The sequence below is a fragment of the Streptomyces sp. TRM68367 genome, from assembly GCF_014495685.1.
Lineage (GTDB): Bacteria > Actinomycetota > Actinomycetes > Streptomycetales > Streptomycetaceae > Streptomyces.
Map to the genome: position 1 here is coordinate 1 of NZ_JACTVI010000060.1, position 12,318 is coordinate 12,318.

At 73.5% G+C, this 12,318-nt stretch carries 12 protein-coding genes, 2 pseudogenes and 1 riboswitch; of the genes and pseudogenes, 5 read left to right on the forward strand and 9 right to left on the reverse strand.

All coding sequences use genetic code 11. The features are described 5' to 3' along the window. From H8R17_RS47520 to H8R17_RS29830, 9 genes and pseudogenes are all read right to left on the reverse strand, one after another. Positions 1-94 (reverse strand): annotated as a pseudogene (locus H8R17_RS47520) (DNA-binding response regulator); the annotation flags it as partial. Then, on the reverse strand, positions 91-1,425 hold the full coding sequence (locus H8R17_RS29795) for a glycosyltransferase 87 family protein (RefSeq protein ID WP_187826331.1): 1,335 nt from the start codon (positions 1,423-1,425) through the stop codon (positions 91-93). The pseudogene H8R17_RS47520 and the gene H8R17_RS29795, both read right to left, overlap by 4 nt. Before the next feature lie 231 nt (positions 1,426-1,656). Then, positions 1,657-1,968 carry a helix-turn-helix transcriptional regulator gene (locus H8R17_RS29800; protein ID WP_187826332.1) on the reverse strand — a complete coding sequence of 104 codons (312 nt, stop codon included), beginning with the start codon at positions 1,966-1,968 and terminating at the stop codon, positions 1,657-1,659. An 85-nt stretch (positions 1,969-2,053) separates the two neighbouring features. After that, positions 2,054-2,356, reverse strand: a complete 303-nt coding sequence (locus H8R17_RS29805; RefSeq protein ID WP_187826333.1) for a hypothetical protein — start codon at positions 2,354-2,356, stop codon at positions 2,054-2,056. A 70-nt stretch (positions 2,357-2,426) separates the two neighbouring features. Further along, positions 2,427-2,693 (reverse strand): ArsR family transcriptional regulator, encoded by a 267-nt coding sequence (locus tag H8R17_RS48870; protein WP_316959562.1) that lies wholly within the window; start codon positions 2,691-2,693, stop codon positions 2,427-2,429. Beyond that, complete coding sequence (locus H8R17_RS29815) at positions 2,680-3,033, reverse strand: (2Fe-2S) ferredoxin domain-containing protein (protein ID WP_316959563.1); 354 nt, start codon at positions 3,031-3,033, stop codon at positions 2,680-2,682. Before H8R17_RS29815 ends, H8R17_RS48870 begins: the two co-directional genes overlap by 14 nt. 88 nt (positions 3,034-3,121) lie before the next feature. Further along, a pseudogene (locus tag H8R17_RS45880) lies at positions 3,122-3,268 on the reverse strand (hypothetical protein); the annotation flags it as partial. Positions 3,269-3,435: 167 nt separating this feature from the next. Continuing rightward, positions 3,436-5,208 carry an NlpC/P60 family protein gene (locus H8R17_RS48875; protein WP_316959564.1) on the reverse strand — a complete coding sequence of 591 codons (1,773 nt, stop codon included), beginning with the start codon at positions 5,206-5,208 and terminating at the stop codon, positions 3,436-3,438. A gap of 56 nt (positions 5,209-5,264) precedes the next feature. Beyond that, a riboswitch (cyclic di-AMP (ydaO/yuaA leader) is annotated at positions 5,265-5,440 on the reverse strand. Between the two features lie 109 nt (positions 5,441-5,549). Then, positions 5,550-6,617, reverse strand: coding sequence for an NAD-dependent epimerase/dehydratase family protein (locus H8R17_RS29830; protein ID WP_316959565.1), 1,068 nt, complete (start codon positions 6,615-6,617; stop codon positions 5,550-5,552). 613 nt (positions 6,618-7,230) lie between these two features. Between H8R17_RS29830 and H8R17_RS29835 the strand changes: the two genes are divergently transcribed. The 5 genes from H8R17_RS29835 (at position 7,231) to H8R17_RS29855 (ending at position 12,309) form a co-directional block, all read left to right on the forward strand. Next, positions 7,231-9,096 carry a phage tail sheath subtilisin-like domain-containing protein gene (locus tag H8R17_RS29835; RefSeq protein ID WP_187826335.1) on the forward strand — a complete coding sequence of 622 codons (1,866 nt, stop codon included), beginning with the start codon at positions 7,231-7,233 and terminating at the stop codon, positions 9,094-9,096. A gap of 33 nt (positions 9,097-9,129) precedes the next feature. After that, positions 9,130-9,654, forward strand: coding sequence for a phage tail protein (locus H8R17_RS29840; RefSeq protein ID WP_016434446.1), 525 nt, complete (start codon positions 9,130-9,132; stop codon positions 9,652-9,654). A 19-nt stretch (positions 9,655-9,673) separates the two neighbouring features. After that, on the forward strand, positions 9,674-10,408 hold the full coding sequence (locus H8R17_RS29845) for a hypothetical protein (protein ID WP_187826336.1): 735 nt from the start codon (positions 9,674-9,676) through the stop codon (positions 10,406-10,408). Beyond that, on the forward strand, positions 10,401-11,153 hold the full coding sequence (locus H8R17_RS29850; RefSeq protein ID WP_187826337.1) for a hypothetical protein: 753 nt from the start codon (positions 10,401-10,403) through the stop codon (positions 11,151-11,153). The genes H8R17_RS29845 and H8R17_RS29850 overlap by 8 nt, the downstream gene beginning before the upstream one ends. A gap of 61 nt (positions 11,154-11,214) precedes the next feature. Further along, entirely contained in the window at positions 11,215-12,309 is a 1,095-nt protein-coding gene (locus H8R17_RS29855; protein WP_262505611.1) for a DUF4255 domain-containing protein, read from the forward strand. The last annotated feature ends 9 nt before the right edge of the window (positions 12,310-12,318 follow it).

Consider the following 12,318-nt stretch of genomic DNA (forward strand, 5'->3'; position numbering starts at 1 on the left):
CCACGTCGATGTCGCTCTGCGCGGACAGCAGCGCGGCGAAGCCCGAGCGGACCATGTCCTGGTCGTCCACCACGACCACACGGATGACCGTCATGCCCGAGCACCCTCTCCGGCCCCCACGAGGGCACCGATCCGCTCAACCTCCTTGACGCGCGCGGCGTCGGCGGGCTTCGCGGCGGGCGCCGGGAGCCGTCCCCGGCGGAACCACGCGAGGAGGACAAGTGGGTAGACGAAGTAGCCGAAGCGCGTGGCCGGCATCAGGCACATGGCCAGCCCGAGCCCGAGCGCCAGCCGGTCGGCGGCGGCCACGACCGTGCGCGGCGGGCGGACGACCAGGGAGACCGCCATCGCGACGGCGCTCGTGGCCAGCGCCGCCACGGCGAGCGTGCGGCCGCCCGGCACATGGTGGGCCAGCAGGTAGCCGGGCAGCGGGCTGGTCGCCGGGGAGCCGATGCCACCGGCGCCGAGCGGGAAGAGCACCACGTGCTCGACGAACGCGTGCGGATCGACCAGGGCGGACGGCGCCACCGCGACGGCCGCCACCGCGAGAGCCGTACCGGCGGCGCGCAGCGCGGCCCGGCGGCCCGACGTCGCCGCGATCAGGACGAGCCCCACCGGCAGCAGCGGCCAGGCGGTCCACTTCAGCGCCGCCGCGGCCCCCATGGCCAGGCCCGCCGCCGTACCTGGCCCGCGCCGGCCCGCCAGCGCCAGTCCCAGGCACATCAGGCCGATCACCGGCAGGTCGATGCCGCCGACCGCCAGCGGCAGGGCGACCGCGGGAAAGGCCGCGACGAGCAGAAGAGCACTCGGCCGGGGCTCGGTGTCCACCGTCAGGCTGCTCTGCCCGGGTACGAGGCGCCGCGCGGCCAGGGCCAGGGACGCGAAGAACACCACGGCGAACCAGAACCGGGCGTCCCCGAGAGGGCTGTCGCCCAGCAGGGCGTGCGGGAGGCCGAGCAGGGCCATGCCGGGCAGGTAGGGGTTGAAGTCGTCCACGTCGACCGGGTGCGGGGCGTACGGGCTGCCGGTGCTCAGCAGCAGGCCGGCGGAGTGCTCGACGACATGGACCTCCGCCTGGGCCTGGCCCGCCGCCAACAGCGCGACCAGCGGCACCACCACGGCCCCCGTGACCGCGACGAGCGCCCCGGTCCGGCCCCACCGGCGGGGTGCGGGCCAGGCCGAGACCGCGGCTCCGGCGTAGCCGACGGACGCGCATACTCCCCACACGCGGTGGGTGGTCTGCGTCGTCACACCCGCGAGGACGAGCGCGAACCCGGCGCACGCCAACCAGTAGACGCCGTCCCACCGCACCCCGGCATCCCGGCGCCGGACGGGCCTGCGCGGCCCGGCGATCGGGGTGGCGCCATCGAATCTCGGGCGGCGGGCCATGACCCTGGGCGCCGCGACGAGTGGCTGATGTGACATCGGCGTGCTCCTGTGCCGGGGAAGGTGGAGGGTGCGGGATTCAATCTCCCGTCCCGGCAGGGGAGGCCACTTCGGCCGAACGGCCATGGTTCGCGCCACCCGGCATCGGCGCCGGTCGGCCGAATGGCCGAGCGTCTCCTGGCGTATGCCAAGCATTTCCCGGCGCACCCGAAAACGCCGACGGCCGCCCGGTGTCTGCCGGGCGGCCGTCGACGTTGTGTGTACGTGGGGCTACTCCTGTGCGTGCCGGATCGCGTCCAGCACGATGTGCGCGACGTGGTCGTCGGTCAGGGTGTAGAGCGTTTCGCGTGCCTGGCGCCGGGCGGTGACGATCCGGGAGGTACGCAGCACCCGCAGGTGCTGGGAGACCAGCGGCTGGCTCACGCCGAGGGCGGTCACCAGCTCATGCACGTGCTTCCCGCCGCCGGACAGCTCGCGCACGATGCCCAGCCGCACGGGTGAGGCCAGTGCGCGCAGCAGATCGCTGGCTGCGTGCAGGTCCGGTGCCGGCTCGTCCGCCGGAGAGGGGCAAGGCGTCGTCATATGCAAACATTAGCATATGACAATGATTTCCAGGGCGCCCCGACCTGCGGGAACGGCCGGCTCGCGCGTCAGCCGGTGACCGTGATCAGTGGTCGTCCCAGTGGCCGTCGTGCGCCGCGTGGCGGTGGCCGTCGTGCACGTAGTCGGTGTGGTCGCCGTGCGGCACGGCGACGTGGCCGCAGCCCTCGCCGTGCTGGTGCTCGTGACCGTCGTGGACGGCGTGGCCGTCGGCGGTGCACTCGTCGACATGGTCGTCGTGCACGCGGTGGATGTGGCCGTCGTGGGCGTAGTCGGTGTGGTCGCCGTGCGGGATGGCGACGTGGCCGCAGTCCGCGCCGTGGGTGTGCGTGTGACCGTCGTGGGTGCGGTGCTCGGTGGCGGTGGTCATGGGGGTGGCTCCTTGCTGTTGTGCCGTCGGCCGCCCGCGGCCTCTTCTGCCCGGGCGTCGCATTGCGACATTAACATATAGCGATCTCTGCATGTAAAGCGCGCAGCAGCCGGAGCTGGTGGGAGACGGCGGACTGCTCCACGGCGGCGAGGTCGCCGACCGCATGCGGGGCCCGGCGCAGGGCGGTGAGGATCAGCAGCCGGGACGGTGTGGCCGGCGCCTGGAGGTCGTGGCGACCGAGGCCGCCGTGGCCTCGTCGAGCGGGGCGCCCCGCCGGGCTCCGGGGCGGGCTGGCCGCGACGACCTCGCCGCCGCCCGTGGGCTCACAGGCGTGCACGCGCCAGCGCCTCGCGCGGCGGCCGGATGAACTGCAACTCCGGCGTGGCCGACGGCGTGGCAAGGCCAGGGCCGCCGGCCTCGGCCCAGCGCAGCAGGTCGTCGGGGCAGTCGTCGTCCATGGCGAAGCCGCCCCAGGTGGCCCGCCCGCCCGCCCGGCGCCCGGCCGTGGAGGGCTGCACGACGATGACGGCGGCCTGGTCGCACGGGCCGAGGCAGTCGGTCGTCCGAACGGCGAAGCGGCCGCCCGACGCGGCGGCGCCGGCCCGCAGCCGCTCCAACTGCCAGGCGTGGTCGCTGTCCGGGTGCTTGCCCGGGTTGCCGCAGCAGCCTCGGCACACCACCAGGGTGCACGGGCGGGCGGGTCGGATCGAACGTGTCGCGGCGGCGCACCAGCGCGCCCAGGATGCGGTTGAGCAGGGTGGTCCTGCCCGAGCCGAGGAAGCCGGTCAGGACGGTGACGGGCACGCGCGCGTCAATGGACCGCGCGGTGTTCAATGCAGGCTCCCAGGGGCGCTGTTCGGGGTGCGCTCGCCACGCTGAACGGGAACCGTGTCCATGTGAACGGTGAGTCATGCATCGGGGTGTAGGAGGGCGTGCCTCGGGGAACCGGGCGGATGTGAACCTGTGGATGCGTCGTGGCCTCTGCGTCGCCGGTGTGGTGGCGGCGCTGTTTGTCCTGTATCTGGCGGCGCTGTGGGGGATTCAGCGGTTGTGACGCGCCGGCCGCGACGCAGGTGTCGTCAGGCCGGCCGGACCACGCTGTGGATCGACGACTCCCCGGCGAGGAACACCGACTCCTCGCGGACGACCCGGCCCGGCCCGGGGGCGTGGATCATCATGCCGTTGCCGCTGTACAGGCCGACGTGGCTGGCGTCGCCGTAGAAGAAGATCAGGTCTCCCGGCTGGGCCACGGCGAGGGAGACCTGCGTACCGGCGCTCGCCTGCTCCTGGACGGTACGGGGGAGCGCCAGACCGGCGGCCCTCCAGGCGGCGGCGGGGAGACCGGCGCAGTCGTAGGCGTCCGGCCCGGTCGCACCCCACAGGCAGGGCTTGCCGATCTGGGCGCGCGCGAACTCCAGGGCGCGCAGGGCCTTGGTGTCGGGGGCCGGGGGCGGGGTCGGGGTGAGGGCGGCTGAGGTGTCGAACTGGGCGGGCGTGCAGGGTGGGGCTGGTGCTGCGAAGGGGGCCCCCAGCGGGTTGGACGCCGCGAGCGGAGCCGGTGCCCCGAGGGGAGCTGATGTCCCGAGCGGGGCCGACGTTCCCGACGGGGGCGACATCCGCAGCGGGGCCGACGCCGCGAGGGGAGCCGGTGTTCCCAGCGTGTCCTGTGTCCCCAGCGGGTTGGGTGTCCCGAGCGCGTTCGATGCCCTGAGCGGCTCGGGGGTCCCGAGCTGGTCCACAGTCCCGAGCGAGCCTGTCGTGCCGAGCGGGTCCGTCGTGCCGAGCGGGCCTGTCGTGCCCAGCGGAGAGCCAGTCGTGCCAAGCGAGCCAGTCGTGTCAAGCGGGCCTGTCGTGCCCAGCGGGTCCGGAGATCCGATGGGGCCTGGCAGGGCGGCCGGGCGCTGTGGGGCGGCGGGTGTGGGCGCGGACGGTGCGGGCTGGGTGGCACGTGTCGCCAGGAGGTCGCGGGCCGTGGCGAGTTTGCGCTGGGTCTGCTGCTTGGCCGCCCGGAGTGCCGCCTGGGGCGACTCCGCGGCGGGGGCGGGCAGGGCGGCGCGGGCGGGTTCCGGTGCCTGAGCCGGTGCGGCGGGCAGGGCGGCCGTCGACGCGCCGGGGGGCAGGTCGGCCGCCGGCGCCGCGGCGAGCGGCGTGGTGCCGGCGCCGGCGGGCAGTTCCGCCACGGACTGGCCGGCGCCGGGCAGGGCGCGGCCGACGCGGGTGTCCCCGGAGCCACCCAAGCCCCCGGACTCACCCGAGCGCCCGGAGTCCCCGAAGAGGTCCGTCGCGCGCGCCGGCCGGGGCTCGGCCGGGCGGTCCGGCATTCTGTCGGCCGGGAGTACGGCGGGGACGGTCGGGCCGAGCTTCTGGCGGGCCGCGTCGAACCACTGCCGGGCGACGGTGTCGAGCGCGGGGTCGGAACCGCTGCGCCGGTCGCCTGCCGCCGGAGCGGCGCGCCGCGAACCGTCGCCCGGAGCCGGCATTCCGCGCCGGGCACCGCTGTCCGTGGCCTGCGCCCCGCGTCGCGCGCCGCTGTCCGGGGCCGCCTGTACGCCGCGCCGGGCGTCGTCCGGGGTCCGCATGCCGCGCCGCGGGCTCTCGTCCGCGGCGCGGGCGGCGCGCCTGCGGTCGCCGTCGGCTGCCGGAGTGGTGCGTTTGCGTGGACCTGCCGCCTTCGCGCGGGTCGCGTTGTAGGTACCGGTGGCCGTCTCGGCCTGGTCGTACAGGGCGGTGACCCGCTGCTGGATCTCCTCGCGGCTCGGGCCGTCCTCCTCGGTGCCCGGTGTGGCACCCGCGGTCTGGGAGAAGAGAGCGACGGAGGTGAGGGCCGCCGTCGCGAGAGCGGAGTTGCGCATGCCGGGGAGGCTTATGCCTCCGGGACGCGGGGTGCGTTCCGGCGCCATGGGGGACGTACTCCTTCCGTACTCCGCCTACCGGGTTAGCTGTCGGGTTCGGGCCTTGATTCGGAAGGGTTGCCCTACAGCCCGTCTCCCGCAAGGGAGTTGGGCCGATTCACCCCGGGGATCTCTGTCGGGTCCCCGGCTCCGGCTGCCCGCGCGGGCGCACCGGACTCGGCGGAGACCGCGCGACCCGACGGGGTCCGCCGGAGCGGAGTCGAGCGGTCTGCCGCCAACCTAGCCAACTTGTGTGCCTGGTGTGAAGATTGATGGGCGTAATGTCCGATGTTTGAAGCGCATTAATTCGTTCCGCGCTGCTGTTGCCACGCTTCGTAGTGGTCCAGGACGGTCTGCTCGATCGGCCGGTAGGTGATGCCGAGTTCGTGCACGCTCCTGCTGTTGTCCACCCGGAAGCGGATCCCGAGGTGCCCCCGGATGTAGTCCTGGGTCAGGCCGAACGCCGGGCCCAGGACGCGCACCGGCCAGTGCGGGAGCCTGGTGCGGGGGAGGCGAAGATTGCGGGGGTGACGGGTCCTGATGATGCGTGACATGTCGTGGAAGGACGTCATCGTCTCCGCGGCGACGATGTAGCGGCCCTTCGCGTCGGGGTGCTCCGCCGCCGCGATGTGCGCGTTGGTCACGTCCCGCACGTCCGCCGTCGTGAAGGAGAAGTCCGGTGCGCCGTAGAAGAAGTAGCCCTTGAACAGCTCCTCCAGCAGGAACAGGCTGCCGGACTCCGAGGCGGGGGTGAGCGAAGGCCCCAGGATCAGGCCGGGGTTGACGGACACCATCCGCCAGCGGTCCTGGGCCGCCTCCGCCTCCCATGCCGTGCGTTCCGCGACGGTCTTGGCGTAGTGGTACGGGTTGTTCTCCACTGTGCTGGTGGTGTTGAAGTACCGCTCCGACAGGGTGTTGTCCGCCATGGCCCGCACGTCCGCGTAGTCGCCGAAGACCGCGCCCACGGTGGACGTGAAGACCAGCCGCTCGACGGTGGGCGTGCGCCTCACGCTCCCCAGTACGTTGCGCGTGCCGAGCAGCGCCGGGTCGGCCACGTCCCGGCGGCCGTCCCTGATCCGCTCCGGCATGAGGAACGGCGACGCCACGTGGAACACCACCCGGCAGTCGCTCATCGCCGCGTCGAATGAGCGGTCTTTCAGCAAGTCTGCCTCGAACAGAGTGAGTTGGCCGGGATACGACTTCTGCATCTCGCGCAGCGGCCGCACCTTCGCGGTGTGCGCGGCGTCGCGCACCGTGGCGTGGACCCGGTTCCCCCGCTCCAGCAGCCGCCGCACCAGATGGCTGCCGACGAAACCGCTGCCGCCGGTCACCAGGGCCGTCGCCGGCGCGGTCGTTCCGCTTCCGTCCACGCTCTCACTCCTCGCTCGCCGTCCACGCGCCGCACCCGCGTCGCGCTCCGGGGAGTCAGCGTCGGGCATGGACCGGTCGTAAGGGAACAGAGGGTGACCCCGGCCGGTCGCAGGGTGCATGGGTGTGTCCACGTCATCCAGGTAGAACCAGCCACATTGTGTTGGGCGGGGGCCGGGCCGCACCGCGTGGGCAAAGCGCTGCCGCCAGGGCCGAGGCTGTGCTGCGGGGTGAGCCCTGCGTTGCGCCGACACCCTCTGTGGCGGAGCTGTGGACCGGCTGTCGGTGGCGCGCGGACGTGATGTGCGGATGACGGAATGCGACCTTCACAAAACCTCCCCGTTCGCTGGCCGGAACGCGTCTTGTTGGGGCAACTGGGCACCGACCAAGGTGTGTTGAGCACTTGAGCATCAGGAGTCACAAGCGAGCTGCTTGGCCCGTGCAACCGATTGCACGGGGCGCTGACGGGGGAACTGATGCGGTGCGCGTGCCCACCGCCCGCTCGGCGCGGGGCGGCGCGGCGCCGGTCCGGAACATTCCCCTCTGCCATCTCTTGGTGCCTTCGCCCGGAGCCCGAGACAGGGACCCGGAGCCCGAAAAGGGATAGGAGGGGGAATGCCGATGAGTCCAGTGAGCGCCGCCAAGCCGACGTATCCCGGCGTCTACGTCGAAGAGCTTCCCAGCAGCACCCGCACCATCTCGACCCTGACCACGTCGGTGACCGCCTTCGTGGGCCACACCCGGCGCGGTCCGCTGAACGAGCCGGTCCGCGTCACCAGCTTCGCCGAGTTCGAGCGCCGCTTCGGCGGCCTGAGCGCGCAGAGCGCCGTCGGTTACGCGGTCCACCAGTTCTTCGGCAACGGCGGCACCGTCGCGGTGATCGTCCGGGTCGCCAAGGCCGGCAGCGGCAAGGCCGCCTGCGTCACCCTCAATTCGACCGAGGGCCACAGCGAGGGCCCGGTCCTCGAAGTGCACGCCAAGGAGCCCGGCGTCTGGGGCAACGGCCTGCGCGTGGCCGTCGACTACGACACGACGTGCCCCGACGAGACGTTCAACCTGCGCGTGTACGACGCCAAGGGCGACGCCCGCGAGAGCTTCACCGGGCTGTCCATGGACTCCGCCAACGGGCGGTACGCGCCGACCGTGATCAACGCCGGTTCGCGGCTGATCCGCGTCGAGGCCGTCGGCGAGGGCCGCCCCGACCCGTCCGGCACGGTCTCCAAGCCCTTCGGGCACGAGCTGCCCGACCTCGCCGTGGACCTCACCGTCAAGATCGGCGACGTGGAGCGGGAGTTCACCCTCTACGACCCGGACGCGGACGGTGAAGCACCGTCGAGTGTGACCGAGCTGGCGCTGCTCCTGGAGCGCAAGCTGCGCGCCCTGCCCGACGCACCCGGCAAGCACGCCTTCGCGGGCGTCGAGGTCACCGCCTTCGGCCGCCGTATCCAGGTCGTCGCCGGTTCCACCGACCCCGAGGACGTTGTCCGCTTCCTCGGCGAGTGCGCCAACGACCTCGGCCTGGAGGCCTCCGTCAACCCGCCCGTCTTCCCGCTGGAGGGCGGCGAGGACGGCGAGGCGCCCGGACCGCGCGACCTCATCGGCAGCGAGGCCGACAAGTCCGGCATCCAGGCGCTGCGCGGCGTCGCCGACGTCAACCTGCTCGTGCTGCCCGAGCTCGCGGCGTACGAGAAGACCGAGGACGCCGTCACCGTCGTGTCGGCCGCCCAGCGGTTGTGCCAGGAGCGGCGGATCTTCCTACTGGTGGACGCGCCGAGCACCTGGGTCAGCGTCGACACGGCCCGCGCCGGGCTCGCCGCCTTCGACGCCGTACGCGGCAACCACGCGGGCCTGTACTTCCCGCACCTCCAGCTCACCGACCCGCTCACCGGCCGGCTGCGCTCCTTCCCGCCGTCCGGCGCGGTCGCCGGCGTCATCGCCCGCACCGACTCCGAGCGCGGCGTGTGGAAGGCGCCCGCCGGCACCGAGGCGCGGCTCGCCGGCGTGCACTCCCTCACGGTCGGCCTCACCGACCGCGAGACCGGGCTGCTCAACCCGCTCGGCGTCAACTGCCTGCGCACCTTCCCGCTCACCGGTCCGGTGGTGTGGGGCGCGCGCACCCTGGAGGGCTCCGACGCACTGGACAGCGAGTGGAAGTACGTCCCCGTACGGCGGCTCGCCCTGCACGTCGAGGACAGCCTCCAGCGCGGCCTGCAGTGGGTGGTGTTCGAGCCGAACGACGAGAACCTGTGGCAGCAGATCCGGCTCAGCGCCTCCTCGTTCCTGCACACCCTCTTCCGCCAGGGCGCCTTCAAGGGCGGCACGCCGCGCGAGGCGTACTTCGTCAAGTGCGACAGCGACACGACGACCGCCGAGGACATCGAGAACGGCATCGTCAACGTCCTCGTCGGCATCGCGCCGGTCCGCCCGGCCGAGTTCGTGATCGTCAAGATCCAGCAGACGTCCGGGCAGTTCGCGCTCTAGGCGCGGGGAATCGTGGAGAACTGAAGGAATCCGATGGCTGAGTTCACGGTCAACGCGCATCGCTTCGACCCGTACAAGAACTTCAAGTTCCTGGTCCTGTGGGACGGTCGTACGGTCGCCGGCATCAGCAAGATCAGTCCGCTCAAGCGGACCACCGAGGTCGTCAAGCACCGGCACGGCGGCGACCCCTCCTCCCCGCGCAAGTCGCCGGGACGCTCCGAGTTCGAGGGCATCACCCTGGAGCGCGGGGTCACGCACGACCCCGAGTTCGACCGCTGGGCCAACAAGGTCTGGCAGGTCGGCGCCGGGCTCGGCTCCGAGGTGTCCCTCGCCGACTTCCGCAAGGACATCGTCATCCAGGTCCTCAACGAGGCCGGCCAGGTCGCCGTCTCGCACAAGCTCTACCGGACCTGGCCCAGCGAGTACCAGGTCCTCGGCGAGATGGACGCCAACGCCAACGCGGTGGCCATCCAGTCGCTGAAGCTGGAGTGCGAGGGCTGGGAGCGGGACTACGAGGTGCCCGAGCCGGAGGAACCCTCCTTCCTGAACCCGGCGTAGCCACGGGCGGGGGGCGGATATGGCGATCACACAGGCGGCCGACTTCCTGGCCACCTGGGAGGCCGGGCTCGCCACGGCACCGGGAGGACGCGCGCTGCTGCTGCACCGCGTCGCCCGCCCGGACGTCGGCGGCGACTCCCGGGCGCTGCTGTCGCTGCCGGTGGGGGAGCGCGAGGCGGACCTGTTCGCGCTGCGCCGCGCGCTGTTCGGCGACCGGATGCAGGTGCGCCTGGCGTGCGGGGCGTGCGGGGCGGACATGGAGTTCGAGCTGGACGCCGGGGAGTTCGCGGCTTCCCTGGCCGTGCGCGGTGACTCGCTCGTGCGGGTCGCCGAGGGCGGCTGGGAGGTCGAGTTCCGGGTGCCCGGTGTCGCCGACCTGACGGCGGCGGCGCGGGACGCCGACCCGCGCCGGGCACTTCTGGCGCGGTGCGTCGTGCACGCCGTACGGGACGGCGAGCCCGCTCCGGCGGACGAGCTGCCCGACCCCGTGCAGCGCCGGATCGCCGAGGCCGCGGAGGCGGCGGACCCCGGCGCCGACGTGACGCTGAACATCGCCTGCCCCGAGTGCGGCGCGCCCACCCGGGCCGAGCTGGACATCGCCTCCTACCTGTGGACCGAACTGGACGCCTGGGCCAGGGACCTGCTCCTGGACGTCCATCTGCTCGCCACCGCCTACGGCTGGAGCGAGCCGGAGATCCTGGCGCTCAGCCCGCTGCGGCGCCGTTACTACCTGGAGCTGTGTGCGGATGTCTGAGTCCACTGGGCAGGCGCGGCCGGAGCCCGACTTCCTCGACCGGCTGATCGCCCGGCACGCCGCGCCGGCCGCCGCTCCGCGTCCCGGCGTGGTGCGGGTACAGCCGCGGCTGCCGGGGCCGTTCGAGCGGATCGAGGCGGTCCGGGGCACGGGCCCGGACGCGGACGACACCGAGCCGCTGTGGCCGGTCACCGTCCCGTCCCCCGCGCCGCGGGACGACAGGGCGCGGCCGGCCCTGCGCGAGGTGCGCACCGAGCGGGAGCGGACCGTCGTACGCACCGAGCAGACCCCCGCACCCGAGGAGCCGGCACCGCGTCCGGCCGCACTGCGGGTGCCGCAGGCGCCGCTGCTGCGCCCCGCGGCGCCGCTCACCCCTGGGCAGCGGCCGGTCCCCGACGCGGCGCACCGCGCGGCGGGACGCGGGCGTACGGAACGGGACGCGACCCCGAGCGCGGCGCCCGTGCCTGTCCCCCCGGGCACGGACGCCGCTTCCCGCGCCGCTGTGTCCGCACCCCTGGTGCCCAGCACCGCGGACACGGCGGCCGCACGCGACGCCGTACGGCAGGCCGCCGCGCGGCGGCCGGGGCGCCAGGCCGAGCAGGTGGTGCAGGTGCAGATCGGGCGGCTGGAGGTCACGGCGGCCGGCACGTCCCAGGGCGGCGGCCGGCCACGCCCCCGGGGGACGGAACGCCCGCAGGCCACGCTCAGCCTGGCCGAGTACCTGGCGGCGAAGGGGCGCGAGTGAGCGGCGCCGGGAGCCGAACCGAACAGCCGAGAAGGACTAGAGGGACCGAGGAACCGACGCCATGAGCAACGCACTTGCCATCGCCCACGTCACCCAGGCCCTCGCCTTGCTCATCGAGACGAACCTGCCCCCGGACATCGACATCGCCGTCAAGGTCGAGCCGCGCAAGCCCCCCGCCGACCCGCCGACCGAGCCCACCATCACGGTGTTCCTGTACCAGGTCACGCCCAACACCTCGCAGCGGGGCAATGACCTGCCGACCCGCGCCCCCGACGGCACACTGGTCCGGCGGGCAGCGGCCGCACTCGATCTGCACTACCTGATCAGCGCGTACGGCGAGGAGGCGGAGCTGGTCGGGCAGCGGCTCATCGGCTCGGTCGTCCGGACACTGCACGAGATCCCCGTCCTGCCGAAGGACATCATCGAAATCACCGGCGAGCGGGCCCACTTGGCAGGCAGCGACCTGGCCGAGGCGGCGCAGCGGGTGCGGTTCACGCCGACCGTGATGGACATCGACGAGACCTCCAAGCTGTGGGGGATGCTCCACCAGACGCCGTACACGCTGTCCGTCGTCTACCAGGCCGCCCTCGTCTTCATCGAGGGCCGCGAGATACCGGCGCCGCGCAAGCCGGTGGAGCGGCCGGAGGTACGGGTGCTGCCGTTCGGGGCGCCGGGGGCGCCGCTGCCGGCCGCTGCCGTGGGGGCTGCGGGTCCGGCGGAGGGGCCGGTGTCCGGGCAGGACGGCTCGGGCGGTCAGGACGGGCGGAGCGGGCAAGCCGGGGTGCCCGCGCGGACGCCGGAGAAGGCCCTCGCGAAGACGGCGGCGAAGGCGCCCGCCAAGGCCGCGGCCAAGACACCCGCGAAGGCACCCGCGAAGGCGGTCGCCGCATCCCCGGCCAAGGAACCGGCGCGCTCCCGCAAGGCAGCGAAGCAGGCGCAGGCCGCGAAGACGACGAAGGCGGCGAAGAGCGCGCGAACCGGCAGGTCGGGCGGGTCGGCCCCGGCCGGCGGTGGCGACGGTGCCCGGACAAGTGAGGGCGACCGTTCCGCCGGGGGCGGTGAGGGCCGGGCCGGACGGGGCGCCGGGGCGGGCGGGAGTGAGGAGAGCGGTCGGCCCGCGGCCGGCTCCGGCCGCGGCGAAGACGTGGAGAGCTGAGGCGGGGTG

What these genes read in the sequence shown, in the direction of transcription:
- H8R17_RS29795 (WP_187826331.1), bottom strand. Translation starts at nt 1,425, where the DNA reads ATGTCACATCAGCCACTCGTCGCGGCGCCCAGGGTCATGGCCCGCCGC.
- H8R17_RS29800 (WP_187826332.1), bottom strand. Translation starts at nt 1,968, where the DNA reads ATGACGACGCCTTGCCCCTCTCCGGCGGACGAGCCGGCACCGGACCTG.
- H8R17_RS29805 (WP_187826333.1), bottom strand. Translation starts at nt 2,356, where the DNA reads ATGACCACCGCCACCGAGCACCGCACCCACGACGGTCACACGCACACC.
- H8R17_RS48875 (WP_316959564.1), bottom strand. Translation starts at nt 5,208, where the DNA reads ATGCGCAACTCCGCTCTCGCGACGGCGGCCCTCACCTCCGTCGCTCTC.
- H8R17_RS29835 (WP_187826335.1), top strand. Translation starts at nt 7,231, where the DNA reads ATGCCGATGAGTCCAGTGAGCGCCGCCAAGCCGACGTATCCCGGCGTC.
- H8R17_RS29840 (WP_016434446.1), top strand. Translation starts at nt 9,130, where the DNA reads ATGGCTGAGTTCACGGTCAACGCGCATCGCTTCGACCCGTACAAGAAC.
- H8R17_RS29845 (WP_187826336.1), top strand. Translation starts at nt 9,674, where the DNA reads ATGGCGATCACACAGGCGGCCGACTTCCTGGCCACCTGGGAGGCCGGG.
- H8R17_RS29850 (WP_187826337.1), top strand. Translation starts at nt 10,401, where the DNA reads ATGTCTGAGTCCACTGGGCAGGCGCGGCCGGAGCCCGACTTCCTCGAC.
- H8R17_RS29855 (WP_262505611.1), top strand. Translation starts at nt 11,215, where the DNA reads ATGAGCAACGCACTTGCCATCGCCCACGTCACCCAGGCCCTCGCCTTG.